This window comes from Bradyrhizobium sp. Bra78 (genome assembly GCF_024519855.1).
Classification (GTDB): domain Bacteria; phylum Pseudomonadota; class Alphaproteobacteria; order Rhizobiales; family Xanthobacteraceae; genus Bradyrhizobium; species Bradyrhizobium japonicum_G.
The window spans coordinates 64,482-87,296 of sequence record NZ_JALJRE010000012.1 but is presented as its reverse complement, the minus strand read 5'-3'; the positions used below and the strand labels follow the sequence as shown (position 1 = coordinate 87,296).

27 protein-coding genes are annotated in these 22,815 nt (G+C 65.6%); 21 read left to right on the top strand and 6 right to left on the bottom strand.

Features of this window, described 5'->3' with window-relative positions:
• Positions 1 to 53: 53 nt before the first annotated feature.
• Positions 54 to 1,409, bottom strand: a complete 1,356-nt coding sequence (locus OC450_RS25080) for a 3-carboxy-cis,cis-muconate cycloisomerase (protein ID WP_211385197.1) — start codon at positions 1,407 to 1,409, stop codon at positions 54 to 56.
• A 183-nt stretch (positions 1,410 to 1,592) separates the two neighbouring features.
• Between OC450_RS25080 and OC450_RS25075 the strand changes: the two genes are divergently transcribed.
• The 11 genes from OC450_RS25075 to adhP all read left to right on the top strand — a co-directional run bounded on the left by OC450_RS25075 (position 1,593) and on the right by adhP (position 10,622).
• A complete protein-coding gene (locus OC450_RS25075) occupies positions 1,593 to 2,039 on the top strand; it encodes an SRPBCC family protein (protein WP_211385196.1) in 447 nt (148 codons plus the stop codon).
• 136 nt (positions 2,040 to 2,175) lie between these two features.
• Positions 2,176 to 2,661 (top strand): (2Fe-2S)-binding protein, encoded by a 486-nt coding sequence (locus tag OC450_RS25070; protein WP_008137528.1) that lies wholly within the window; start codon positions 2,176 to 2,178, stop codon positions 2,659 to 2,661.
• A gap of 27 nt (positions 2,662 to 2,688) precedes the next feature.
• Complete coding sequence (locus OC450_RS25065) at positions 2,689 to 3,495, top strand: FAD binding domain-containing protein (protein ID WP_211385195.1); 807 nt, start codon at positions 2,689 to 2,691, stop codon at positions 3,493 to 3,495.
• Between the two features lie 63 nt (positions 3,496 to 3,558).
• A complete protein-coding gene (locus OC450_RS25060; protein WP_211385194.1) occupies positions 3,559 to 4,482 on the top strand; it encodes an AAA family ATPase in 924 nt (307 codons plus the stop codon).
• A 78-nt stretch (positions 4,483 to 4,560) separates the two neighbouring features.
• Complete coding sequence (locus OC450_RS25055) at positions 4,561 to 5,763, top strand: vWA domain-containing protein (protein WP_262048854.1); 1,203 nt, start codon at positions 4,561 to 4,563, stop codon at positions 5,761 to 5,763.
• Between the two features lie 10 nt (positions 5,764 to 5,773).
• Complete coding sequence (locus OC450_RS25050) at positions 5,774 to 6,097, top strand: XdhC family protein (RefSeq protein ID WP_008564652.1); 324 nt, start codon at positions 5,774 to 5,776, stop codon at positions 6,095 to 6,097.
• Positions 6,098 to 6,099: 2 nt separating this feature from the next.
• A complete protein-coding gene (locus tag OC450_RS25045; protein WP_262048853.1) occupies positions 6,100 to 6,801 on the top strand; it encodes an XdhC family protein in 702 nt (233 codons plus the stop codon).
• Positions 6,798 to 8,402: an NTP transferase domain-containing protein gene (locus OC450_RS25040; protein WP_256808245.1), complete on the top strand. Its 1,605-nt coding sequence runs from the start codon at positions 6,798 to 6,800 to the stop codon at positions 8,400 to 8,402. Before OC450_RS25045 ends, OC450_RS25040 begins: the two co-directional genes overlap by 4 nt.
• A 194-nt stretch (positions 8,403 to 8,596) precedes the next feature.
• Positions 8,597 to 8,986 carry a DUF4189 domain-containing protein gene (locus OC450_RS25035; protein ID WP_211385190.1) on the top strand — a complete coding sequence of 130 codons (390 nt, stop codon included), beginning with the start codon at positions 8,597 to 8,599 and terminating at the stop codon, positions 8,984 to 8,986.
• A gap of 63 nt (positions 8,987 to 9,049) precedes the next feature.
• On the top strand, positions 9,050 to 9,460 hold the full coding sequence (locus tag OC450_RS25030) for a DUF2000 family protein (RefSeq protein WP_211385189.1): 411 nt from the start codon (positions 9,050 to 9,052) through the stop codon (positions 9,458 to 9,460).
• Positions 9,461 to 9,596: 136 nt separating this feature from the next.
• On the top strand, positions 9,597 to 10,622 hold the full coding sequence (gene adhP / locus OC450_RS25025; protein ID WP_211385188.1) for an alcohol dehydrogenase AdhP: 1,026 nt from the start codon (positions 9,597 to 9,599) through the stop codon (positions 10,620 to 10,622).
• Positions 10,623 to 10,671: 49 nt separating this feature from the next.
• On the opposite strand, the gene OC450_RS25020 is transcribed toward adhP, so the two are convergent.
• From OC450_RS25020 to OC450_RS25010, 3 genes are read right to left on the bottom strand one after another with little or no spacing between them, the layout of a single operon-like run.
• On the bottom strand, positions 10,672 to 11,085 hold the full coding sequence (locus tag OC450_RS25020; RefSeq protein WP_256808246.1) for a GFA family protein: 414 nt from the start codon (positions 11,083 to 11,085) through the stop codon (positions 10,672 to 10,674).
• Between the two features lie 12 nt (positions 11,086 to 11,097).
• Complete coding sequence (locus OC450_RS25015) at positions 11,098 to 11,574, bottom strand: SRPBCC family protein (protein WP_211385186.1); 477 nt, start codon at positions 11,572 to 11,574, stop codon at positions 11,098 to 11,100.
• Positions 11,571 to 11,906, bottom strand: a complete 336-nt coding sequence (locus tag OC450_RS25010; RefSeq protein WP_211385185.1) for an ArsR/SmtB family transcription factor — start codon at positions 11,904 to 11,906, stop codon at positions 11,571 to 11,573. The genes OC450_RS25015 and OC450_RS25010 overlap by 4 nt, the downstream gene beginning before the upstream one ends.
• 109 nt (positions 11,907 to 12,015) lie before the next feature.
• Between OC450_RS25010 and OC450_RS25005 the strand changes: the two genes are divergently transcribed.
• The 10 genes from OC450_RS25005 to OC450_RS24960 all read left to right on the top strand — a co-directional run bounded on the left by OC450_RS25005 (position 12,016) and on the right by OC450_RS24960 (position 21,475).
• A complete protein-coding gene (locus OC450_RS25005) occupies positions 12,016 to 12,693 on the top strand; it encodes a TetR/AcrR family transcriptional regulator (protein ID WP_249129214.1) in 678 nt (225 codons plus the stop codon).
• On the top strand, positions 12,690 to 13,607 hold the full coding sequence (locus OC450_RS25000; protein WP_262048852.1) for an HlyD family secretion protein: 918 nt from the start codon (positions 12,690 to 12,692) through the stop codon (positions 13,605 to 13,607). Before OC450_RS25005 ends, OC450_RS25000 begins: the two co-directional genes overlap by 4 nt.
• Positions 13,604 to 14,536, top strand: coding sequence for an ABC transporter ATP-binding protein (locus OC450_RS24995; RefSeq protein WP_211385184.1), 933 nt, complete (start codon positions 13,604 to 13,606; stop codon positions 14,534 to 14,536). Before OC450_RS25000 ends, OC450_RS24995 begins: the two co-directional genes overlap by 4 nt.
• Positions 14,533 to 15,696, top strand: coding sequence for an ABC transporter permease (locus OC450_RS24990; protein ID WP_256808250.1), 1,164 nt, complete (start codon positions 14,533 to 14,535; stop codon positions 15,694 to 15,696). The genes OC450_RS24995 and OC450_RS24990 overlap by 4 nt, the downstream gene beginning before the upstream one ends.
• Positions 15,697 to 15,725: 29 nt before the next feature.
• Positions 15,726 to 17,033 (top strand): adenylate/guanylate cyclase domain-containing protein, encoded by a 1,308-nt coding sequence (locus OC450_RS24985; RefSeq protein ID WP_211385182.1) that lies wholly within the window; start codon positions 15,726 to 15,728, stop codon positions 17,031 to 17,033.
• Positions 17,034 to 17,177: 144 nt separating this feature from the next.
• The gene (locus tag OC450_RS24980; protein ID WP_211385181.1) at positions 17,178 to 17,387 is read left to right on the top strand and encodes a hypothetical protein; all 210 of its coding nucleotides are present in this window, start codon (positions 17,178 to 17,180) and stop codon (positions 17,385 to 17,387) included.
• A gap of 108 nt (positions 17,388 to 17,495) precedes the next feature.
• Positions 17,496 to 18,227, top strand: coding sequence for a GntR family transcriptional regulator (locus tag OC450_RS24975; protein ID WP_211385180.1), 732 nt, complete (start codon positions 17,496 to 17,498; stop codon positions 18,225 to 18,227).
• 48 nt (positions 18,228 to 18,275) lie between these two features.
• Complete coding sequence (locus tag OC450_RS24970; protein WP_211385179.1) at positions 18,276 to 19,517, top strand: MFS transporter; 1,242 nt, start codon at positions 18,276 to 18,278, stop codon at positions 19,515 to 19,517.
• A 22-nt stretch (positions 19,518 to 19,539) separates the two neighbouring features.
• Positions 19,540 to 20,433, top strand: coding sequence for an amidohydrolase family protein (locus OC450_RS24965; protein ID WP_211385178.1), 894 nt, complete (start codon positions 19,540 to 19,542; stop codon positions 20,431 to 20,433).
• Between the two features lie 127 nt (positions 20,434 to 20,560).
• Positions 20,561 to 21,475 (top strand): PhzF family phenazine biosynthesis protein, encoded by a 915-nt coding sequence (locus tag OC450_RS24960; protein ID WP_211385177.1) that lies wholly within the window; start codon positions 20,561 to 20,563, stop codon positions 21,473 to 21,475.
• Between the two features lies 1 nt (position 21,476).
• Here OC450_RS24960 and OC450_RS24955 read toward each other — a convergent pair whose 3' ends face one another.
• Both OC450_RS24955 and OC450_RS24950 read right to left on the bottom strand, forming a co-directional pair.
• Positions 21,477 to 21,938: a DUF488 family protein gene (locus OC450_RS24955; RefSeq protein ID WP_211385176.1), complete on the bottom strand. Its 462-nt coding sequence runs from the start codon at positions 21,936 to 21,938 to the stop codon at positions 21,477 to 21,479.
• Positions 21,939 to 21,947: 9 nt separating this feature from the next.
• Positions 21,948 to 22,769, bottom strand: coding sequence for a DUF72 domain-containing protein (locus OC450_RS24950; protein ID WP_262048851.1), 822 nt, complete (start codon positions 22,767 to 22,769; stop codon positions 21,948 to 21,950).
• Positions 22,770 to 22,815: the final 46 nt, after the last annotated feature.

Sequence of the window (22,815 nt, the reverse complement as noted above, 5' to 3'; positions counted from 1 at the left end):
AAAAGTGAATCTATCCAAGATGATGGATTGCCGGGTCAAGCCCGGCAGTGACATCAAGGGAGATCCAGTGAAGCGAGCAGCCGGTCGATCAGGACTTGGGAAACCCCTTGATAGGCCATCGGCTCGAACAATGCCGCAATTTTCTGGGACGTCAGATGCGCGGTAACTCGCGAATCGGCCGATAGCACGTCGCGCAGATGCTTCTTCTCGGCGACGGCGCGCTTGCTCGCGGCTTCGACGAGATGGTGCGCATCGCTCTTGCCGATCGTCTCGGCCAGCGCAAAGGTGACTGCTTCGGCCATGATCAGCCCGTGGGTCGCATCGAGATTGCTGCGCATGCGCGCGGCGTCGACGTCGAGGCCCTCCGCGATGTCCACGATCGCAGCGAGCGCGCCGGAGGTCACCAGCATCAATTGCGGCAGCGTCGGCCATTCCGCGTGCCACGGGCCGGCGCTGCGCTCGTGGTCCTGCACCTGCGCTGCAAAAATTGTCGCGGCCAGCTGCGGCGCCATGGTCGCGCAGCCCAATGCGCTTGCGGCCGCAACCGGGTTGCGCTTGTGCGGCATGGTCGAGGAGCCGCCGCGGCCTTCGCCGGCGGGCTCGAACGCCTCGGCGACGTCGGTCTGCATCAGCAGCGAGACGTCGCGCGCGATCTTGCCGCAGCTGCCGGCGAGAATCGCAAAGCCGGATGCGGCTTCCGCGATGCGGTCGCGATGGGTATGCCAGGGTGCCTCCGGCAGCGGCAGGTTCAGCTCCTGCGCCAGCCGTTCGCCCACCGCGAGCCCCTTGTCGCCGAGCGCGGCGAGCGTGCCGGCCGCGCCGCCGAATTGCAGCGCGAGGCCCTCGCGGGAGAGCCGCCGCAGGCGGCAGCGGGCGCGGGCGAGGCTTGCCGCATATTCGGCGGCCTTGAGGCCGAACGGCATCGGCAGCGCGTGCTGGAGCCAGGTCCGCGCCACCATCGCCGTGTTGCGATGGCTGCGCGCCAGTGCGGCAAAGCCCTTGATGGCACGGCTGAGGTCGGCGTCCAGCGCGTCGATGCCGGCGCGAAGCGCGAGCATGGTCGCGGTGTCGATGACGTCCTGGCTGGTCGCCCCCCAATGCACATAGCGTGCGGCCTCCGCGTCGGCCTTGCCGACATTGGCGGTCAGCGTCTTGACCAGGGGGATCGCGAGATTGCCGGATCGCGTCGCGGCCTCGGCCAGCGCGGCCATGTCGAAGGTATCGGCCTTGCACGCGGTTTCGATCGGGGCCGCCGCGGACGCCGGAATCACACCCATGGCCGCTTCGGCGCGCGCCAGGGCTGCCTCGAAATCGAGCATGTTCTGCAGGGTCGACCGGTCGTCGCAGACCGTGCGCATGGCCGCGCTCGACAGCATCGGCGCGAGAAGGGGGGACAGAGATGTGCTCATCTTGGGCGGGACCTAACCACCATGACCCGCCTGTGCCAATCCCAAACCATCCGCGCAAAGCCTTGTGCAGTTGCGAATATGCATTGCACATGATCGGGGTCCGCCCTTTCTTTTGCCGCCTCCCTGCGTTACTTGAGCTGCGCTATACTGACGTGATCCAAGCAAGATTCCCGGGAGGCACCCATGGCCATGACGATGAACGGCGAAGTCCAGCTTGCGGCGCCGCGCGAGGCCGTGTGGGAGAAGCTCAACAATCCCGAGGTGCTGAAGGCCTGCATCCCCGGCTGCGAGGAGCTGGAGAAGACCGAGGACGGCGGCTTTCGTGCGACCGCGAAAATGAAGGTCGGCCCGGTGTCGGCGCGCTTCAAGGGCAAGGTGACGCTCTCCGATCTCGACCCGCCGAACGGCTACAAGATTTCCGGCGAGGGCGAGGGCGGGGTGGCCGGCTTCGCCAAGGGCGGCGCTGTGGTCAAGCTTGCGGAGAAGGACGGCGGCACGCTTTTGTCCTACGAGGTCGAGGCCCAGATCGGCGGCAAGTTGGCGCAGCTCGGCCAGCGCCTGATCAACGGCACCGCCAAGAAACTGGCCGACGAATTTTTCGCGAACTTCGCCAAGGCGGTACAGGGCTGAAGGCTATCGCCTTTCGGTATGGCGCCTTGCGTTCCGGGTGATGTTGCCCCGGGGCATAATGGTCCATATGATGGGTTGGAATAATTATAAGAACCGCTTCGACGGGACCCGTCGGGGCGCTGATTAGAGAGTGCTTATGGCAAAAATCTCCCTCATCGTGAACGGCAATCCTGTCACGGCCAACGTCGATCCCCGCACCCTGCTGGTGCAGTTCCTGCGCGAGAATCTGCGCCTGACCGGCACCCATGTCGGCTGCGACACCTCGCAGTGCGGCGCCTGTGTCGTGCATCTCGACGGCAAGGCCGTGAAGTCCTGCACCACGCTGGCCGTGATGGCCGACGGCCACGAGGTCAAGACGATCGAGGGACTGGCCGCCGACGGCGCGCCGCTGCATCCGATGCAGGAGGCCTTCCGCGAGCACCATGGTCTGCAGTGTGGTTTCTGCACGCCCGGCATGATCATGACCGCGATCGACATCGTCCATCGCAAGGGCAACGAGCTCGACGACCACACCATCCGCGAGGAGCTGGAAGGCAATCTGTGCCGCTGCACCGGCTACCAGAACATCGTCGCCTCGATCTCCGCCGGCGCCAAGGCGATGGCGAAATCCGACCTCGCGTAACGCGCATCCCGCGATCAGGACATTCAGATGTACGAATTCAAATACCATCGCCCCGGGACCGTTCGGCAGGCCGCCAACCTCCTGGTGAAGAACGAAGACGCCAAGGTGATCGCCGGCGGCCACACGCTGATACCCGTCATGAAGCAGCGTCTCGCCAGCCCGCCGCATTTGGTCGACCTCTCCCATATCGAGGGACTGGGCACGATCGAGATGAAGGGCCGCTCGCTGGTGATCGGCGCCACCGCCAGGCATGCGGAGGTCGCAAGCTCGGCCATCGTCGGCGAAGCGATCCCGGCGCTGGCGAATCTTGCGAGCCAGATCGGCGATCCTGCCGTGCGCCACAAGGGCACGATCGGCGGCTCGCTCGCCAACAACGATCCGACCGCCGATTATCCGGCTGCGGTGCTCGCGCTCGGCGCCACCATTGTCACTAACAAGCGCCGCCTCAAGGCGGAGGAGTATTTCCAGGGCCTGTTCACGACGGCGCTGGAAGCCGACGAGATCATCACCAAGGTGATGTTCCCGCTGCCGAAGAAAGCGGCCTACATCAAGTTTCGCAACCAGGCTTCGCGTTACGCGCTGGTCGGCGTGTTCGTGGCTCGGCGTCCGTCGGATGTGCGGGTCGCCGTCACCGGTGCCGGCTCCGAAGGCGTGTTCCGCGTCGCCGCGTTCGAGGAAGCGCTGAAGAAGCGCTTCGCCGCCAAGGCGCTCGAGGGCATCGAGGTGCCCGCGGAAGGCCTCAACAGCGACATCCACGGCAGCGCCGAATATCGCGCACACCTGATCGGGGTGTTGACGCGCCGCGCTCTCGATGCCGCCAATGCCAAGGAATGAGCGGGCCGGATCGACTGGCCCGACACCTGCCCCCGGTAAGGGCTTAGCGAGACTGGCTCTTTCATGACTCTCACGGCCAATACTTCCGGGGCCTTGCCGGCATCGGTCGATGCGATGCTCGAACTCCTGACGTCGCGCGGCTACCTCGCGGAGCGGTCGCTGGCCACGGTGACCTATCTGTCGCTGCGCATGGGCCGGCCGCTGTTCCTGGAGGGCGAAGCCGGCGTCGGCAAGACCGAGATCGCGAAGGTGCTGTCGGCAGCGTTGGGGCGGAAGCTGATCCGCCTGCAATGCTACGAAGGCCTCGACGTCTCCTCGGCGGTCTACGAATGGAACAGCGCCGCGCAGATGATCGCGATCCGGATGGCGGAGGCCGCCGGCGACACCGACCGCGATCAGCTCTCGAGCGACATCTTCGCCGATCGCTACATGATCAAGCGGCCGCTGCTCCAGGCGCTGCAGCCCGACGTTGCCGGCCCGCCGGTGCTTCTGATCGACGAGCTCGACCGCGCCGACGAGGCGTTCGAGGCTTACCTCCTTGAAATCCTCAGCGACTTCCAGGTGACGATCCCCGAATTCGGCACCGTGAAGGCGCCGAGTCCGCCGATCGTGATCATCACCTCAAACCGCACCCGCGAGATCCACGACGCGCTGAAGCGGCGCTGTCTCTATCACTGGGTCGATTATCCCGCCGCCGAGCGCGAGCTCGCGATCGTCAAGTCGCGCGTGCCCGGCATCTCCGCGAAACTGTCGCAGCAGGTCGTGCGCTTCGTGCAGGCGCTGCGCAACCAGGATTTCTACAAATCGCCGGGCGTCGCCGAGACCATCGACTGGGCGACTGCTTTGTCCGAGCTCGACGCCCGCTCGCTGACCCCGCAAGTGGTCGGCGACACGCTGGGCGCGCTGCTCAAGTACCAGGACGACATCACCCGGATGCAGGGCGACACCCTGCAGAAGGTGCTGAAGGAAGCGACGAGCGAGGATTGATCTCGCGTCAAATCGAGTCCGTCATTTCGGGCTCGATGCTGCGCATCGCCCCGGAATGACGGGAAGATTGGTACGATCATGGCCATCAACCACCTTGCGCCCGAGCAAACCGAGCAGTTCGCCGACAACATCGTCGGCTTTGCCCGCGCGCTCCGCGCGGCCGGCATGCCGGTCGGGCCGGGCGCCGTCATCGATGCCATGAGCGCGCTGCAGGTGATCGACATCGGCAAGCGCGCCGACGTATTCACCACGCTGGAGGCGATCTTCGTCAAGCGCCACGAGCATGCGCTGATCTTCAAGCAGGCCTTCAACCTGTTCTTCCGCGCCTCGGAAGAGTGGAAGCATATGCTGGATTCGGTGCCGCTGCCGGAACAGGCCAAGAAGAAGCCGCAGGCCGGCTCGCGCCGCGTGCAGGAGGCGATGTCGCAGCCGCGCATGACCGAGACGCCGCAGCACCAGGAGCAGGATCTGCGCCTGTCGGTCTCCGACAAGGAGATCCTTCAGAAGAAGGATTTTGCGCAGATGAGCGCGGCGGAGATCACCGAGGCGCTCCGCGCCGTCGAGCGGATGCGATTGCCGCAGGCCGAGCTCCTGACACGCCGGCACCGGCCCGATCCGCGCGGGCTTCGCCTCGATCTGCGCCGCACCTTGCGCGCATCGCTCCGCACCGGCGGCGAAATCATCGACATCCATCGCCTCGGGCGGATCGAGAAGCCGGCGCCGATCGTCGCGCTGCTCGACATCTCGGGCTCAATGAGCGAGTATACCCGCCTGTTCCTGCATTTCCTGCACGCCATCGGGGACGCGCGAAAGCGCGTCTCGGTGTTCCTGTTCGGCACCCGGCTGACCAACGTCACCCGGGCGCTGCGGCAGCGTGATCCGGACGAGGCGCTCGCGAGCTGCTCGGCCTCGGTCGAGGACTGGGCCGGCGGCACGCGGATCTCGGCCTCGCTGCACAACTTCAACAAATTGTGGGCACGGCGCGTGCTCAGCCAGGGCGCCATCGTGCTGCTGATCTCCGACGGGCTGGAGCGGGAGGCCGATTCCAAGCTCGCCTTCGAGATGGACCGGCTGCACCGCTCCTGCCGGCGGCTGATCTGGCTCAACCCGCTGCTGCGGTTCGGCGGCTTCGAGGCCAAGGCGCAGGGCATCAAAATGATGCTCCCGCACGTTGACGAATTCCGCCCGGTACATAATTTGAGTTCGATCCAGGAGCTGATCGCCACGCTCTCCCGGCCGCTGCCGCCGCATCACCGCAGCCTGATCCGCTCCGCAGCCTGAGAGGTCCACCATGCTCGATCGCGACGAGGATATCCTGAAGGCGGCGGAGGACTGGCAGAAGGCCGGCCGTGGCGTCGCGCTGGCGACCGTTGTCGAGACCTGGGGCTCCGCTCCGCGCCCGGCGGGCTCCAGCCTCGTCATCAACGACGAGGGCACGTTCCTGGGTTCGGTCTCCGGCGGCTGCGTCGAGGGTGCCGTGGTCACCGAGGCCATGGACGTGATCGAGAGCGGCAAGCCGAAAATGCTGGAGTTCGGCGTCGCCGACGAGACCGCCTGGAATGTCGGGCTGTCATGCGGCGGAACCATTCGCGTCTTCGTCGAGAAAGTCGGTTAGCCGTGAAGCTCGATATCCTGCACGAACTCAATGCCGAGCGCGCCGCGCGCCGGCCGGTGATCCTGGTGACGGACACCGAGAGCGGCGAGCAGCGCCTGGTGAAGGCGAAGGATTTCGCGAAAGACCCGCTGGGCGCGGAGCTTGAAAAACAGCTTCGCATGGGCAAGAGCGCCAATGTCGAGGCCGGCGGCAAGAAGCTGTTCCTCAACGTCTACGCGCCCACGGCGAAGCTCGTCATCGTCGGCGCGGTCCATATCAGCCAGGCCCTGGCGCCGCTGGCGCGCTCGCTCGGCTATGACGTCACGGTCGTCGATCCGCGTACGGCCTTTGCAAGCCCCGAGCGCTTCCCCGACATTCCGCTGGTCGCGGAATGGCCCGAAACCGCGCTGCCGCCGCTCAACGTCGATGCCTACACCGCCTTCGTCGCAGTGACGCACGATCCCAAGATCGACGATCCCGCGCTGCTCCACGCCTTGGAGCGCAACTGCTTCTATATCGGCGCGCTCGGCTCGCGGAAGACGCATGCCAAACGCGGCGACCGGTTGAGGGCGCAAGGCGCCAGGGACAGCGACATCGCGCGCATCCACGCGCCCATTGGCCTTGCGATCGGCGCGGTCTCGCCGTCCGAGATCGCGGTGTCGATCATGGCCGAGATCACGGCGGTGCTTCGGCTGCCACCCAAAGAAAAAGAAGAAGCGGCATGAAGTTCGGTCCGGCGAGCCCCAGGGATGCGATTGGCGGGGTGACCGTCCACACCCTGCGCCAGGGGCCGCTGGTGCTGAAGAAAGGCACGACGATCGGGCCGGCCGAGGTCGAGGCGCTGGAGCGCGCCGGCATCAAGGACGTCGTCGTGGTGCGGATGGAGGAGGGCGACGTCTCCGAGGATGTCGCGGCCGCCAGCATCGCGCTCGCCGTCGGCGGCGAAGGCATCCATGTCGAGCGCGCTTTCACCGGCCGCGCCAACCTGTTCGCCGCGCGCCCCGGCGTGCTGGTGATCGACCGCGCGGCGGTCGACCGCATCAACAACATCGACGAGGCCATCACCTTTGCGACGCTCACCGCCTTCAAGCCGGTGGTCGAGGGTGAGATGGTCGGCACCGTCAAGATCATTCCCTTTGGCGTCGAAGGAAGCTTGCGCGATGCCGCGGTGGAGGCGGCGGGCACGGACGTCCTGAAGGTCGCGCCTTACGTCATCAAGCGGGTCGGCGTGGTGTCGACGCTGCTGCCGGGCCTGTCCTCCAAGGTGATCGACAAGACGCTGCGCGTCACCGCCGAGCGGCTCGCGCCGGCCGGCGCCGGCATCATCGCGGAGCGGCGGGTCCAGCATGACGAGCATGCGCTGTCGGCCGCGATCAAGGAATTGCTCGGACTTGGCGCCGAGCTCGTCATCGTCTTCGGCGCGTCCGCGATCGCGGACCGGCGCGACGTGATCCCGGCGGCCGTCACCGGCATCGGCGGAGAGATCGAGCATTTCGGCATGCCGGTCGATCCGGGCAATCTGCTTCTGATCGCGCGTGCCGGCGGCGTGCCGGTGCTGGGCGCGCCGGGCTGCGCGCGCTCGCCGGTCGAGAACGGTTTTGATTGGGTGCTGATGCGGCTGCTTGCCGGCATCAAGGTGACGCGCGCCGAGCTGATGGGCATGGGCGTCGGCGGCCTCCTGATGGAGATCGTGACGCGGCCGCAGCCGCGCGCAAAGCCGGAGATCGAGGGTAACAGCCAGGTCGCCGCCATCGTGCTCGCGGCGGGCCGCTCGACCCGGATGGGCGGACCGAACAAGCTGCTCGCCGAGCTCGACGGCAAGAAGCTGGTGCGGATCGCGACCGAGCAGGCGCTGGCCTCGAAGGCTTCCGAGGTCATCGTCGTCACCGGCCATCAGACCGAGCTGGTCGAGCAGGCGCTGCAGGGCCTGAAGGTGCGGTTCGTCAAAAACCCCGATTTCGCCGGCGGCATCGCAAGCTCGGTCAAGGCCGGGATCGCGGCCGTGTCCGAGACCAGTGACGGCGCAGTCGTCTGTCTCGGCGACATGCCGCTGATCGATGCCGGCCTGATCGACCGCCTCATCGACGGCTTTGCACCGGACCGCGGCAACCTCATCGTCGTGCCCGTCAGCGAGGGCCGCCGCGGCAATCCCGTGCTGTGGTCGCGCCGCTTCTTCAGGGAGCTGATGACGCTCGACGGCGACATCGGCGCGCGGCACTTGATTGCCAAGCACACGGAAGCTGTGTCCGAAGTGCCGGTCGATGGCGAGAGTGCCTTCCTCGACATCGACACGCCGCAGGCGCTTGAAGCAGCGCGGCGGGGATGACGCTGCCGTAGGTGGGCAAAGGCGCGTAGCGCCGTGCCCACCATTTCTCCACATGATGATCCGCGATCGGTGGGTACGCTTCGCTTTGCCTACCCTACGAAGCACTTTCCAACGATTTCAACTCCCCGTTCACCATCTGGAAACGACCGCCGCTTAGAGTCGCTCCCACCTGCCTTGGGGGGAGGGGTTTTTCCATGGCTTCGACCATCGTCGCGCGCCGTTGCGCGATGTTTTTCTTTGCGCTGTCGGTTTGTGTGACGGGTGCCCGCCACATCACGGATGCGCATGCCGCCGGTGCGATTGCGGTCGGCAAGTGTGGCGCCTATGGCCAGGCGTTTGACTACGTCGCCGAACACGAGGCGCGCGCCGCGGCGCAGAAGCAGTGCAAGGGCGACTGCACGACCGTGACGATGAAGCGCGCCTGCGCCGCGATGTCGGTCGATCTGTCAAATCCTTGCGGCGCCTATGGCTATGCCGTCAAGCCGAAGATCTCGGCCTCTCTCAACGCCGCCACCCGCGAATGCTACAAATACGGCGGCAAGGAATGCGTGATCCGCGCCTGGGCCTGCGACGCCAAGGGTTGATTCCTCTTGCTGTCATTTCGGCGATGCGTAGCATCGAGTCCGGAATGACATTTGGGGAGTTGCATGCAGTTCGACACCAAGATCGCCGTCGTGATCCGCACCGATCTTCAGGCCTGGCAGAAGCTCAACGTCGCGGCCTTCCTCACCAGCGGCATCGCCGCGGCCTTTCGGGAATGCATCGGCGAGCCCTATGAGGACGCCACGGGGACCAAATATCAGGCGCTGATCGGCCAGCCGATCCTGATCTACGGCGCCGACGGTCCCGCATTGACGCGCGCGCTCGATCGCGCGCTCACGCGCAACGTGACGCCTGCGGTCTACACCGAGGACATGTTCAGGACCACGCACGACGCCGCCAATCGCGAGGCGGTGAAAGCGGTGGCACGCACTGACCTCAATCTCGTCGGCATCGCCATGCGCGCCGAGCGCAAGGTGATCGACAAGATCGTCGACGGGCTGAAGTTCCATAGCTGACGGCGCTTGGCGCTGTGCCGTCAGCGCGTTGTCATTGTTGAGCCTGCCTGCGCAAACTTTGTGCTGTTTGACTCCCATCAAGGGAGCGCTGCGCGGGCCTCGCTAGTCTGCATCCGCAATGCAACGGAGCAGACCAATGCCGACCATGAAAGCCGCCATCGTCAGACAGTTCGGCAAGCCGCTGGCGATCGAGGACGTGCCGGTGCCGCAGCCCGGTCCCGGCGAAGTCCTGGTCAAGGTGAAAGCGTGCGGCGTCTGCCACACCGATCTGCACGCCGCCTCCGGCGACTGGCCGGTGAAGCCGGTGCCGCCCTTCATCCCCGGTCACGAGGTCGCCGGCATCGTCGCGGCCCTGGGGCCCGGCGTGAAAAACCTGAAGGTCGGCGATGCCGTCGGCGTCGCGTGGCTGCACGACGCCTGCATGTCCTGCGAATATTGCGAGACCGGTTGGGAAACGCTGTGCGAGCACCAGCACAACACCGGCTACAGCGTGAACGGCGGCTTTGCCGAATATGTCATCGCCTCCGCCGCCTTCGCTGCAAAGCTGCCGGCGACGGTCGATTTTGCCGCCATTGCGCCGATCCTGTGCGCGGGCGTCACCACCTACAAGGGATTGAAGGAGACCGAGGCAAGGCCCGGCGAGTGGGTCGTCATCTCAGGCGTCGGCGGGCTCGGCCATGTTGCTGTCCAGTATGCCAAGGCGATGGGACTCAAGGTCGCCGCCGTCGATATCGCCGAGGACAAGCTTGTGCTCGCGCGCGAGTCGGGCGCCGATCTTGCGGTGAACGCGCTTGCTGGCGATGCGGTGGACAAGGTGCTGGCGGCAACCGGGGGCGGGGCCCATGGCGTGCTGGTGACCGCGGTATCGACCGCCGCCTTCGCCCAGGCGCTGAAGATGGTCCGGCGGAAGGGCACCGTCAGTCTCGTCGGCCTGCCGCCGGGCGAATTCCCGACGCCGATCTTCGACGTCGTGCTCAAGCGGATCACCGTGCGCGGCTCGATCGTCGGCACGAGGCGGGATCTCGACGAGGCCATCGCGTTCGCCGCCGACGGCAAGGTCAAGGCCGAGGTGACGAAGGTGCCACTTGCGCAAATCAACGACGTATTCGACCGGATGAAGGCCGGCAAGATCGACGGCCGCATGGTGCTGGATTTTGGCTAAAGCGTTTTCGAGCGAAGTGGATACCGGTTCGCGTCAAGAAAACGTCAACTCACCCAGGCGGCATGCCGGCGAATTTCGGCAGGTCGGGATCGAGACGATCCCAATCATGTCCGCGCGCGGCGTAAGTGACGACTTGCGGCTTGTAGCGGGCGGGCTCGTCGAGGCTTGCGGCGCGGATCGTGAAGATGTCTGGCATTGCGGCGAAGGTCATATAGACCGGCAGGCCGCATTGAATGCAGAAGCCGCGCGTCTTCACGTTGCCGCTGTCGCCGACCATGTCCCAGTGCCTGGCCTCACCCGTCACCGTGACACCGGCGCGCGCGAAGGTCATGTACGAGCCGTGGCCGCTGCCGCTTTCCCGCTGGCAGTCCCGGCACTGGCAGTGATTGCTGAACAGCGGCTCACTGGCAATCGAATAGCGGATCGTGCCGCAGGCGCAGCCGCCGGTATAGGGCTTGTCCATCGTGACGCCTCCTCACTTGCCTTCGCCGGTGACGGCATCGAGCCGCTGCATCACCTTGACCCAACCGTCGCTCATGTTTTGATAAGCGGTGTCGTTCTTCGGCGTTACGAAGCCCGAATGCACAACACTCACGCGCGTCCCTGCTTCGACCGGCGTGAGGGACCAGGTGACGACGGTGTCGAGTGCCGAGCCGTAGCCGGTATTGCCCGCGTCGCCGCCCTTCCAGGCGTAGGCGAGGCGCCGGTTCGGTACGACCTCCAGAACGCGGCAATGGATCGTGCCGTCCCATGCGCCGGCCGGATTGGTCTTGAACGTGAAAGTGTTGCCTTCGACGGCCTCGAAACCGGACGGCGGCATCAGCCAGCGCGCAACGAGCTGGGCGCTGGTCAGCGCTTTCCAGATCGTTTCCGTTGCGTGAGGGAAGACCTCGTCGATGACGATGTCGCGAAAGTTTTCCTGGGTCTCGGCTTTCAATTCGGCTGCACTCACGGATCGATCTCCTTCAAGAGGTCACGCAGATTCTGGAAACGCTCGCGCCAGAACACCCCGTAATGGTCCATCCAGGTGACCAGAGGCTCAAGTCCTTGCGGCGCGGCGCGGTAATAGACATTGCGGCCCTCGGCGCGCTCGGCGACGAGGCCGGCCTGCCTGAGGGACTTCAGGTGCTGCGAGATCGCGCCCTGGGTCACGCCGCTGCCGCGCGTCAGTTCGGCAACGCTGATCTCCTTGCTCTCGAACACGCGCTCGAACACCGCGCGGCGGGTGGGATCGGCGAGGGCGCGCATCACGGTGGTGACGGCATTCGGGGCTGCTTCGATCATGTCAACAAATTAGCGAAGGCTAATGCATTAGTCAATGCTAATTCGTCTCAGTCTTCGGATATCCGATTCTGCAATTGACAATGACTGACTAGTCAGTCAGATATGAGAAATGACAAAGAAGCCCGTCACGCCCCCTGCAAGGGACCGTTCGCCCGACGCTGACCGGGAGGCTGCCGCCCCCGCCTCGAACCGCGCCATTCGCGCAGCGGAGCGGCGCACGGCGATCGTGGACGCCGCGATGGAGGAATTCATCGCGCGCGGCTTTGCCGCGACGCGGCTCGACGACATCGCCAAGCGCGCCGGTGTCGCCAAGGGCACCATCTACCTGCACTTCAAGGACAAGGAATCGATGTTCGAGGAGCTGGTGCGCACGGTGATCGTGCCGGTGGTGGAGAAGCTGAATGCACTGCCGCTGCCGGCGGGCTCGGTGCGCGATCTCGTCGAGGCGTTTGCCGGCAACTTCCTGAAAGAGGTGATCGGCACAAGGCGCGGCGATCTCGTGCGCCTGATCGTGGCGGAGGGGCCGCGCTTTCCGTCCGTGGCCGACTTCTACTACCGCGAGGTCGTCTCGCGCGGGATCGCCGGCATGCGCGCACTGATCGAGCTCGGCATTGCCCGCGGCGAGATCCGCGAGAAGGACCTCGCGCGCTATCCGCAGATCCTGGTCGCGCCCGCGATGATCGCGGTGATCTGGCAGAGCCTGTTCGAGCGGCACGCGCCGCTCGACGCGCAGGACATGCTGCGTGTCCATCTCGATTTGATCTTTGGCGAACGGAGCACGACATGACGCCGTCGCAGAACATCTCTCACCTCATCCTGAGGAGCGCGGAACGCGCGTCTCGAAGATTGCAGGCCCGGCTGCGGCTCCTCGCCCTTCGAGACGCCGCTTTGCGGCTCCTCAGGGTGAGGGTTCGACAGCAGTATCTGCCGCGCCTCTGTTCGATCGTGGTTCTGGTGCTCGCAACCGGCCTTGCCGGCTGCAAGGAGAAGCGCGATGCCGGTTTCCAGGGCTGGGTCGAGGCCGACATGATCTATGTCAGCCCGGACGAATCGGGCCGGGTGACGAAGCTCGGCGTCCGCGAAGGAGACGAGGTCAAGGTCGGCGATAACCTTTATTCCGTCGACGACGATCTTCAACTCGCCGACCTCAACCAGAACAAGGCGACGCTGGCGAATGCGCAGCAGACCTATGACCGCGCGGCCTCGCTGAGCAAGACCGGCTCGGGCACCCAGGCCAATCTCGATTCCGCGGTGTCGGCCTTGCGCGTTGCCGAGGCACGGGTGGCGACCTCGGAGACGCGGATGGCGCGGCGCAAGGGTTTTGCGCCCGTCGCCGGTACCATCCAGCAGATCTATTTCCGCGAGGGCGAGATGGTGGCGGCGCAGCGGCCGGTGCTCTCGATCATGCCGCCCGGCAACATGAAGCTGCGCTTCTTCGTGCCCGAGACCGAGCTTCCGAAGCTTGCGATCGGCGACACGGTGCGGGTCGTTTGCGACAATTGCGCCGCCGATCTCACCGCAAAGATCTATTTCATCGCGACCTCGGCCGAATACACCCCGCCTGTCATCTACAGCCTCGATGAACGCAGCAAGCTCGTCTATCTGATCCAGGCGCGACCCTCGCGCCCGGACGCCCTGCGGGTGGGACAGCCGATCGACGTCCATCTCAATCCAAAGACTCCGGTGGCGGACAAGCGATGAACGGCGGCAACGGCATCGCGATCGACGTCAAGGGCCTGACCAAATCGTTCGGTGGCCGCGAGGTCGTGCACGATCTGTCGATGCAGGTGAAACGCGGCTCGATCTACGGCTTCCTCGGCCCGAACGGTTCGGGCAAGACCACGACCATCCGCATCCTCTGCGGCCTGCTCACGCCCGACAGCGGCGAGGGCACCTGCCTCGGCTACGATATTCGCCGTGATGCCGAGAAGATCAAGCGCCAGGTCGGCTACATGACCCAGCGCTTCAGCCTCTATCAGGATCTCTCTGTCCGCGAGAATCTCGAATTCGTCGCGCGACTCTATGGATTGGCCGATGCGCGCGGCGCCGCGCGCGACATGATCAAACGGCTCGGGCTCTCGGGCCGCGAGGAGCAGCTTGCGGGCGAACTCTCCGGCGGCTGGAAGCAGCGGCTGGCGCTGGGCGCATGCACGCTGCCCAGTCCGAAATTGCTGCTGCTGGACGAGCCGACCGCCGGCGTCGATCCCAAGGCGCGGCGCGATTTCTGGAACGAGATCCATGCGCTCGCCGCCGACGGTCTCACCGTGCTGGTCTCGACCCACTACATGGACGAGGCCGAGCGCTGCCACGAGATCGCCTATATCGCCTATGGCCATCTGCTGGTGCACGGCACCGTCGAGGAGGTGATCGCGAAATCCGCGCTGACGACCTACACCGTGACGGGCGAGGATCTGAACGGTCTCACCGCCGCGCTCACCGGCAAGCCGGGCGTCGACATGGTCGCGCCGTTCGGCACCTCCTTGCACGTTTCAGGACGCGACGTCGCCGCGCTCGAAGCCAGCATCGCACCATGGCGCGAGAAAAGCGGGCTGCACTGGCACAAGACGTCGCCGTCACTGGAGGACGTGTTCATCGAATTGATGAGCCGTTCCAAGGATAATTTCCAATGAGCGCCGTCGATCGTCCCTCTCCATTGCACGAGCTCCGGGAGCGTTTCGGCTTCTGGAAGCGCTCCTATGCGATGCTGATCAAGGAGTTCATCCAGCTCAGGCGCGACCGCGTGTCGTTCGCGATGATCGTGATGCTGCCGGTGATGCAGCTCCTCCTGTTCGGCTATGCCATCAACACCACGCCGCACAATCTGCCCAGCGCGGTGCTGCTCCAGGAGGACTCCGATCTCGCCCGCTCGATCCTGAAGGCGCTGGAGAACACCGCCTATTTCCGCTTCATCTACGAGGTGCACGACGTCGACGATTTCGACAATTTGCTGAAGTCCGGCAAGGTGCTGTTCGGCGTCGAGATTCCGCGCGGCTTCGAACGGGCGGTGCGGCGCGGCGACAAGCCGGCGCTGCTGGTCGCGGCCGACGCCACCGATCCGGTCGCGGCGAGCGCGGCGATGGGATCGCTCGGCATGCTGGTGCAGACCGCGCTCAAGCACGATCTCTATATCGGCGATCCCCCGGAGATGCCCTTCGAGATCCGCGCGCATGCCCGCTACAATCCGGCCGCCGTCTCCAGCCTCAACATCGTGCCTGGGCTCGTCGGCACCATCCTGACCATGACCATGCTGATCTTCACCGCGCTCTCGGTCACGCGCGAGATCGAGCGCGGTACCATGGAGAGCCTGCTGTCGATGCCGATCAGGCCGGTCGAGGTGATGTTCGGCAAGATCATCCCTTACGTGCTGGTCGGCTTCTTGCAGGCGTTCCTCATCATCGGCATCGGCGTCGGCCTGTTCGGCGTGCCCGTGCTCGGCAACCTGTTCCTGCTGGCGCTGCTCTCGACCCTGTTCATCACCACCAACCTGGCGATCGGCTACACGATCTCGACGCTGGTGCAGAACCAGCTCCAGGCCATGCAGATGTCGATGATGTTCTTCCTGCCGAGCATCCTGCTGTCCGGCTTCATGTTCCCGTTCGCGGGGATGCCGGCCTGGGCGCAATATCTCGGCGAATGCCTGCCGCTGACGCATTACTTGCGCATCGTCCGCGCCATCATGCTGAAGGGCGCGGGCATGCAGAATTTGCAGTTCGACACGCTGGCGCTGGCGACCCTGATGCTGCTCGCCATGACCGTCGCCGTGACGCGCTTCCGCCGCACGCTGGATTGAGGCAAGATGCCCCCGGAATCGAGGGGCAGATGGCCAGGTTTGCGAGCAGGAAGACGCGGCAGCATGCCGTGCTATCGGGCGATTTCGAGCGCGAGCTGACGCGGGAAGTGCTTCGCACCGAGCTGTTGCGGGTGCGGACGCTGATCCTGACGGGCTGCGTCATGACCGTGTCTCTCACCGCCATCTATCTGATCGATCCAGTCGTCGTGAACCGGGTCTGGCGCGGGACGGAAGGGCTTGCCGAGGTCTACGGCCTGCTCGTCGGTTTCATCCTGTTCGAGGTCTGGGTCCACACTCAGATAAGGAAGAACCTCCGGCTCGATCGCGACCTGCCGGTGACCCGGCGCTATATCGGTGCGCTGATTGAGACGTCGCTGCCGACGGTGATCCTGATCCTGCAGATCCGGACCATCGGCGCGAGCCAGGCGCTCGGCTTCGCCGTACCGCTGATGTACTTCATCTTCATTATTCTCTCGACCCTGCGACTCGATTTTCGGCTCTCGACCTTCACCGGCTTTATCGCCGCGGCTGAACTGCTCGTCGTGGCGCTGATTTACGATCCCGCCAGCGGCGCCGGCGAGCCGCAGGCCTATTTCCACGCGGTGCGCAGCACCATCATCCTGGTCTGCGGCGTGCTCGCGGGCGCGGTCGGCGCGCAACTCCGGCGCCAATTCGCGGCGAGCATTGCCGCGGCCACCGCGCGCGACCGGGTGACGAACTTGTTCGGCCAGCACGTTTCACCTCAGGTGGTCGAGCGGCTGATGGCGGCGGGCACCAGCGCGGCCGGCGACCTGCGCCGCGTCGCCGTGATGTTCGTCGATTTTCGCGGCTTCACCGCCGGCGCACAGTCGCGCACCCCGCAGGAGGTGGTCGACCGGCTCGACGGCGCCTTCGCGGTGCTGGTCGACATCCTCGACCGCCAGGGCGGCATCGTGAACAAGTTTTTGGGCGACGGCTTCCTCGCGCTGTTCGGTGCGCCGCTGGAGGCCTCCGATGCCGCGCATCGCGCGGTCGCCGCGGGCCGCGAGATGCTGACCGCGATGGATCGCATCAATGCAAAGACGAGTTGGCCGCTCAGAATCGGCATCGGCATTCATTTCGGCGAGGTCGTCGCCGGCAACATCGGCTCGCCCCGGCGCAAGGAATACACCGTCATTGGCGACACCGTGAACTTCGCCTCGCGGCTGGAGGCGCTGAACAAGGAGTTCGGCTCGCAGTTCCTGATCTCCGCGTCGGTGCGCGAGGTGCTGGGCGACGACGGCAAGGATGCCGTCGCGCTGGGCGAGGTCGAGGTGCGCGGCTACGAGCAGAAGGTCGCGGTGTTTCAACTGGGGTAGCGCGCGTTCAAATGCGAGTCGCGGTTCGTTGAAGCAGGTCGCGTTCCGTTGAAGGCGCGTGATGAAATATCCCTGCTAGCTTTGGCGTCTTGCACTGTGGAAGCCGAAACGTCTCGGCGTCCCTTTGTCACCTGGAGAAAGCCAATGACTAGATTGCCCTTTATTGCGGCCGCCCTGATCGCCGCCGCCGTCACCCAGACCGAGGCCGCAGCCGCGCGCGACATCGCCCCGCGGCGTGCCGCGACCCAGGCGATGGCGGACTGCGTCAGAGCTCCGGCGGTGGGCGCGTATGCCACTGCGCCCTACAAGCAGCCGCCTTGCCTGCCGAGCACGACGTACTCGTACGCGTACTAACGATCGGGGCAGACGACGCCGGGCTGGTGAAGTTCGCCGGTCCGGCGTCCGCCGGAGGTATTTACGTAGCGCTTGACTCGGTTGTCATCTAGTCATCTATATGACTATATGAATTCAGCTCCGCGCGACGACCGCCTGCCACGCTACCAGCGCCTGCGCGACGACCTCGCCGCGCGGATCAACCGCAATGAATGGCGGCCGGGCGAGCCGATCCCGTCGGAGGCCGAGTTGGCTGCGCATTACGGCGTTGCGATCGGTACCGTGCGCAAGGCAATCGACCAGCTCGTCGCGGATACCGTGCTGGAACGGCAGCAGGGCCGCGGCACGTTCGTGCGCCGCGCGCGCTTCAACTCCTCGCTGTTCCGCTTCTTCCGCTTCCAGTCCGAAAGCGGCGAGCGGCGCGTACCGAAGAGCCGCATCATCAGGCGCAAGAGCGTGCCGGCGACCTCGGCTGTCGCGTCCGCGCTGCGCATTCCGGTCGGCGAGCCCGTGATCAGCCTGTCGCGCCTGCGGTTGATCGACGATGTGCCGCTGCTCGCCGAAGAGATATGGCTGCAGCAGTCGCGCTTCGCGCCGATCCTTCAGATCGACACCGCCGAATTCGGCGACCTCCTGTATCCGCTCTACGAGGAGCGCTGCGGCGAGATCGTTGTCTCCGCCGAGGAAATTCTGACGGTCGAGACCGCCAACGAGATGCAGGCGCGCCTGCTCAGGCTCGAGGCCCATGCGCCGCTGATCGTGATCGAGCGCCTCGCGCTCGACCTCGAGCGACGGCCGATCGAATGGCGCCGGTCGCGCGGGCCGGCCGACCGCTTCCGCTACCACGCCGAGATCAGGTGAAGCGGCCTTTCAACCACATCAACAAATAAACGAGTACAGGGGGAAACAATGTCAAACTGGTACAGCGAAAGCTCGCCGCTGGAGCGGCGCACGTTCTGGGCAAGCTTTGGCGGCTGGGCGCTGGATGCGCTCGACGTCCAGATGTTCGGCCTCGCCATTCCCGCGCTGATCGCGGCGTTCGGCATCAGCAAGGCCGATGCGGGCCTGCTCGGCTCGGTCACGCTGTTCTTCGGCGCGTTCGGCGGCTGGCTCGGCGGCGCACTCGGCGACCGCTTCGGCCGCGTCAAGGCGCTCCAGATCACGGTTCTGACCTTTGCGCTCGCGACCTTCGCCTGCGCGTTCGCGATGACCTACACCCAGCTGCTGGTCCTGAAGGCGATCCAGGGGCTCGGCTTCGGCGCCGAATGGGCCTGCGGCGCCGTGCTGATGGCCGAGATCATCCGCCCCGAGCATCGCGGCAAGGCGCTGGGCTCGGTGCAGAGCGCGTGGGCGGTCGGCTGGGGCGCGGCGGTGCTGCTGTCGGCGCTGGCCTTCACTTATGCGCCGGCCGACATCGGCTGGCGGCTGCTGTTCGCGCTGGGACTCTTGCCCGCGCTCCTCATCATCTTCATCCGTCGCGGCTTGAAGGAGCCGCCACGTGCCGTCGCAGCCGACAAAACGCCGTTCTTCGCCACGCTGTCGGGTATCTTCCACCGCGACGTCCTGCGCGCGACGCTGATCGGCGGATTGTTCGGCATCGGTGCCCATGGCGGCTACGCTGCGCTTACCACCTTCCTGCCGACTTACTTGCGCGAGGTGCGGCATCTGTCGGTGCTGGGCTCCAGCGGCTATCTCGCCGTCATCATCGTCGCTTTCTTCTGCGGCTGCGTCACCAGCGGAATCGTCAGCGATCGGATCGGCCGCAGGGCCAATGTCGCCTTGTTCGCCAGCGCCTGCATCGTCACCGTGCTGGTCTATATCTTCGCGCCGCTGACCAACGGCGAGATGCTGGTGCTCGGATTTCCGCTCGGCTTCTTCTCGGCCGGAATCCCGGCGAGCATGGCCGCGCTGTTCAGCGAGCTCTATCCTGCCGGCGTGCGCGGCACCGGCGTCGGCTTCTGCTACAATTTCGGCCGCATCGTTTCCGCCGCGTTCCCGTTCCTGGTCGGCTTCCTCAGCGACCGTATCGGGCTCGGGCCGGCGATCGGCATCGATGCGGCGTTCGCCTATTCGCTGGTGTTGATCGCGGTGGTCCTGCTGCCCGAGACCCGCGGCAAGGTCTTTGAACAGACCGCCGCGACGCGCGCCTGACGCGGAATGGGGAGGATCTGCCATGGCACTCGGCCAGCGCCACCTCACGCGCCGCCGGTTTGCCGCGGGCCTCGCATCGCTCGTGACGATGGCCGCGACCACACCCAGGAGTAAGGCGGCCTTGCCGACGATCGATACCCACGCCCATGCCTTCCATCGCGGCCTCAAGCTCGCGCCGGGCCGGCGCTATGCGCCTGACTACGACGCGCCGCTCGCGCTTTATCTGGAGCAGCTCGACCGCAACGGCATGACCCATGGCGTGCTGGTGCAGCCGAGCTTTCTCGGTACCGACAATTCCTACCTGGTCGAATGTCTGAAACAGGCGGGGGGCCGCCTGCGCGCCATCGCCGTGATCGATCCCACGATCACCGCGGACGAACTGCGCGCGCTCGACCGCGCCGGCGTGGTCGGCATCCGTCTCAATCTCGTCGGCCAGCCCCTGCCGGATTTAGGCGCTGCCGAATGGAAGGCGCTGCTGGCAGAGGTGAAAACCATGGGCTGGCAGGTCGAAATCCAGCGCAATGCCACCGATCTCGCCGTGCTCGCGCCGCAGCTTCTCGATCGCGGCGTCTCCGTCGTGCTCGATCACTATGCGCTGCCCGATCCGAAGCTCGGCGTCGACGATTCCGGCTTTCGCTCGGTGCTGAAGCTCGGTGCGACGCGGAACGTCTGGGTCAAGATTTCCGCGCCGTATCGCAACGGCGCGGCCGGCGAAGACCTTGCGAAGGCGGCCTATCCGCTGCTGCGCGACGCTTACGGACCTGATCGCCTGTTGTGGGGCAGCGACTGGCCGCACACGCAGTTCGAGGCGTCGCAGGCTTACGCGAATAACCGGCAATTTCTCGACGCGCTGATCGCCGATCAAAGCGAGCGCGCGCAAGTGCTGGCGTCGCCGCGTCCGCTCTTCCGCTTCTGAATTTCGCTTTGCGCGATTGCTCCGATTGCTCCGAATTTTGGGGCATGACGAGCGATGTCGACGGCCTGTAGAGTGCCGGCGATGCGGCGCGCTCGTGGCCGCGACTTGTGTGAAGAGGAAGCGAACGATGCAGCGCCGCTACATCACCGTCGACGTGTTCACCGACCGCGCTTTCGGCGGCAACCAGCTCGCCGTCGTGCTCGATGCCGGCGGGCTTTCGACCGCGCAGATGCAGGCGATCGCGATCGAGTTCAACTATTCCGAGACCACCTTCGTGCTGCCGCCGCGCGACAAGGCCAATGACGCCGAGGTGCGCATCTTCACGCCGGTGAGGGAGCTGCCCTTCGCCGGCCATCCCAATGTCGGTACTGCCTTCGTGCTGGCGAGCCTCGCGAAAGAACCGAAGCCGCGCCTGCTGTTCGAGGAGAAGGCCGGGCTCGTGCCGGTCGATATCGTGAGGGTGCAGGGCCGGGTGGTCAGCACGGAGCTGACGGCGCCCCAGCAATTGTCGCGGCTTGCGCAGCTTTCCACCGCCGAGGTCGCGGCCTGCATCTCCCTGACTGCGGAGGACATCGTGACCGACCACCACGCGCCGCAGGTCGTCGGCGTCGGAACGCCTTTCGTGGTGGCGGAAGTGCGCTCTCGCGATGCCGTGCGACGCGCAAAGCCCGATGCGACCGCTTTCGGCAGGGTATTGCCGCGGGACGGCGCCTTCTCGGTCTATTTCTACACGCGCGACGTGCCTTCGGTGGAGGCGCCATGCGAGCGCCAGGCGCGGATGTTCTTCCCCGGCGCCAGCGGCTTGATCGAGGATCCCGCCACCGGCAGCGCCACGGTCGCCGCCGCCGCGCTGTTCGCCGAGCTCGATCCCACGCGCGATGGCGAATTGAAGCTGACGGTCGGCCAGGGCTTCGACATGGGCCGGCCGAGCCTGCTGCTGACCCGCGCGCGCAAACAGGACGGCAAGATCGTCTCGGCCCATGTCGGCGGCAGCTGCGTGCAGATGATGGAGGGGACGTTCAATCTGGCGGGGGAAGGGTAGGCTAGACCTGCCGCCCAGCAAGATTCCTCACCGCCACGCCATCGCGCTCCTCGATGACCTCCGCGATCATCTGGCGGTGGCAGTGGGTGTGGTCGCGCTCGTAGCAGAGCAGGCAGACGGGACCGGCCTGCTTCACCAGCGCCGAGAGTTCGTCCATCTCTTCTTTGGCCTGCGGCGTCTTCAGGTGCCGTGCGTAGATCTTCTCCAGCACGTCGTATTGCCCGCTGCGCGCGGCGAGACGACCTTCCTTCGGCGTGCCGAGCGCGGCGAGATGGACATAGGCGATGCCGCGCTCGTCGAGTCCGGCGGATAGCTGCTTCTTGGAAAAGCCCGGCCGCCGCGACGACGTCACCGCGCGCACGTCGACCACGAGCTTGACGCCGGCCTGCTCCAGTTCGTCCAGCACCGCCTTGGGCGGCGTCTGCTCGTAGCCGATGGTGAAGAGCTTCTTCGCCTTTGCCATGAGCGACCCTCAGCTCACCCGTGCGATCAGTTCCATGGCGCCGGCCGGCGCCCGCACCTTGCCCTCGTGGATGACATACGCGAACACGTCGCGCGGCTCCTTCTTCGGCTTGGTGTTGTCAACCTTCGGAAGATCGTCGGGTTCACTGCCCGAGGCCCAGTCCTGAAAGCGTCGGGCCCAGGCATCCAGCTGCTTCGGCGGATAGCAGGTCTTGATCTCGTCATCGCCCTTCTGCAGTCGGGCATAGACGAAATCGCCGGCGACGTCGGCGATCGCCGGATATTTGCCGTGCTCGGCGAACACGACCGGCGTCTCGAATTCGCGGATCAGCGCGACGAAGTCCGGCGTGCAAAAACTGTCGTGGCGAACCTCGACGACATGGCGCAGCGCGCGGCCGTCGAGCTTGCGCGGCAACAGCTCGAGGAACTTGCCGAAATCGGCGCCGTCGAACTTTTTCGTCGGCGCGAACTGCCACAGCGCCGGCCCGAGATGATCGCCGAGTTCCAGCACGCCGGAATCATAGAACCGCTTGATGGAATCCCCGGCCTCGGCGAGCACGCGGCGGTTGGTGGCGAAGCGCGGCCCCTTCACCGAGAACACGAAACCATCAGGCACCTCGCTCGCCCATTTGCGAAAGCTCTCCGGCTTCTGCGAGCCATAGTAGGTGCCGTTGATCTCGATCGAGGTCAGCTTCGAGGCGGCGTAGGACAGCTCCTTCGCCTGCGTCAGCTTCTCCGGATAGAACACGCCGCGCCAGGGCTCGAACGTCCAGCCGCCGATGCCGATGAAGATGTTGCCGGATTTTTTGGACGCGGTTTTTGCTTTGGCCACGGGGAATCTCGCATCGACGAGGAGGGGAGGCCCTGATCCTAATCAA

Bases quoted from the DNA above. Each gene is read 5' to 3' on its own strand.
- OC450_RS25080 (WP_211385197.1), bottom strand. From the start codon at position 1,409: ATGAGCACATCTCTGTCCCCCCTTCTCGCGCCGATGCTGTCGAGCGCG.
- OC450_RS25075 (WP_211385196.1), top strand. From the start codon at position 1,593: ATGGCCATGACGATGAACGGCGAAGTCCAGCTTGCGGCGCCGCGCGAG.
- OC450_RS25070 (WP_008137528.1), top strand. From the start codon at position 2,176: ATGGCAAAAATCTCCCTCATCGTGAACGGCAATCCTGTCACGGCCAAC.
- OC450_RS25065 (WP_211385195.1), top strand. From the start codon at position 2,689: ATGTACGAATTCAAATACCATCGCCCCGGGACCGTTCGGCAGGCCGCC.
- OC450_RS25060 (WP_211385194.1), top strand. From the start codon at position 3,559: ATGACTCTCACGGCCAATACTTCCGGGGCCTTGCCGGCATCGGTCGAT.
- OC450_RS25055 (WP_262048854.1), top strand. From the start codon at position 4,561: ATGGCCATCAACCACCTTGCGCCCGAGCAAACCGAGCAGTTCGCCGAC.
- OC450_RS25050 (WP_008564652.1), top strand. From the start codon at position 5,774: ATGCTCGATCGCGACGAGGATATCCTGAAGGCGGCGGAGGACTGGCAG.
- OC450_RS25040 (WP_256808245.1), top strand. From the start codon at position 6,798: ATGAAGTTCGGTCCGGCGAGCCCCAGGGATGCGATTGGCGGGGTGACC.
- OC450_RS25035 (WP_211385190.1), top strand. From the start codon at position 8,597: ATGGCTTCGACCATCGTCGCGCGCCGTTGCGCGATGTTTTTCTTTGCG.
- OC450_RS25030 (WP_211385189.1), top strand. From the start codon at position 9,050: ATGCAGTTCGACACCAAGATCGCCGTCGTGATCCGCACCGATCTTCAG.
- adhP (WP_211385188.1), top strand. From the start codon at position 9,597: ATGCCGACCATGAAAGCCGCCATCGTCAGACAGTTCGGCAAGCCGCTG.
- OC450_RS25020 (WP_256808246.1), bottom strand. From the start codon at position 11,085: ATGGACAAGCCCTATACCGGCGGCTGCGCCTGCGGCACGATCCGCTAT.
- OC450_RS25010 (WP_211385185.1), bottom strand. From the start codon at position 11,906: ATGATCGAAGCAGCCCCGAATGCCGTCACCACCGTGATGCGCGCCCTC.
- OC450_RS25005 (WP_249129214.1), top strand. From the start codon at position 12,016: ATGACAAAGAAGCCCGTCACGCCCCCTGCAAGGGACCGTTCGCCCGAC.
- OC450_RS25000 (WP_262048852.1), top strand. From the start codon at position 12,690: ATGACGCCGTCGCAGAACATCTCTCACCTCATCCTGAGGAGCGCGGAA.
- OC450_RS24995 (WP_211385184.1), top strand. From the start codon at position 13,604: ATGAACGGCGGCAACGGCATCGCGATCGACGTCAAGGGCCTGACCAAA.
- OC450_RS24990 (WP_256808250.1), top strand. From the start codon at position 14,533: ATGAGCGCCGTCGATCGTCCCTCTCCATTGCACGAGCTCCGGGAGCGT.
- OC450_RS24985 (WP_211385182.1), top strand. From the start codon at position 15,726: ATGGCCAGGTTTGCGAGCAGGAAGACGCGGCAGCATGCCGTGCTATCG.
- OC450_RS24980 (WP_211385181.1), top strand. From the start codon at position 17,178: ATGACTAGATTGCCCTTTATTGCGGCCGCCCTGATCGCCGCCGCCGTC.
- OC450_RS24975 (WP_211385180.1), top strand. From the start codon at position 17,496: ATGAATTCAGCTCCGCGCGACGACCGCCTGCCACGCTACCAGCGCCTG.
- OC450_RS24970 (WP_211385179.1), top strand. From the start codon at position 18,276: ATGTCAAACTGGTACAGCGAAAGCTCGCCGCTGGAGCGGCGCACGTTC.
- OC450_RS24965 (WP_211385178.1), top strand. From the start codon at position 19,540: ATGGCACTCGGCCAGCGCCACCTCACGCGCCGCCGGTTTGCCGCGGGC.
- OC450_RS24960 (WP_211385177.1), top strand. From the start codon at position 20,561: ATGCAGCGCCGCTACATCACCGTCGACGTGTTCACCGACCGCGCTTTC.
- OC450_RS24955 (WP_211385176.1), bottom strand. From the start codon at position 21,938: ATGGCAAAGGCGAAGAAGCTCTTCACCATCGGCTACGAGCAGACGCCG.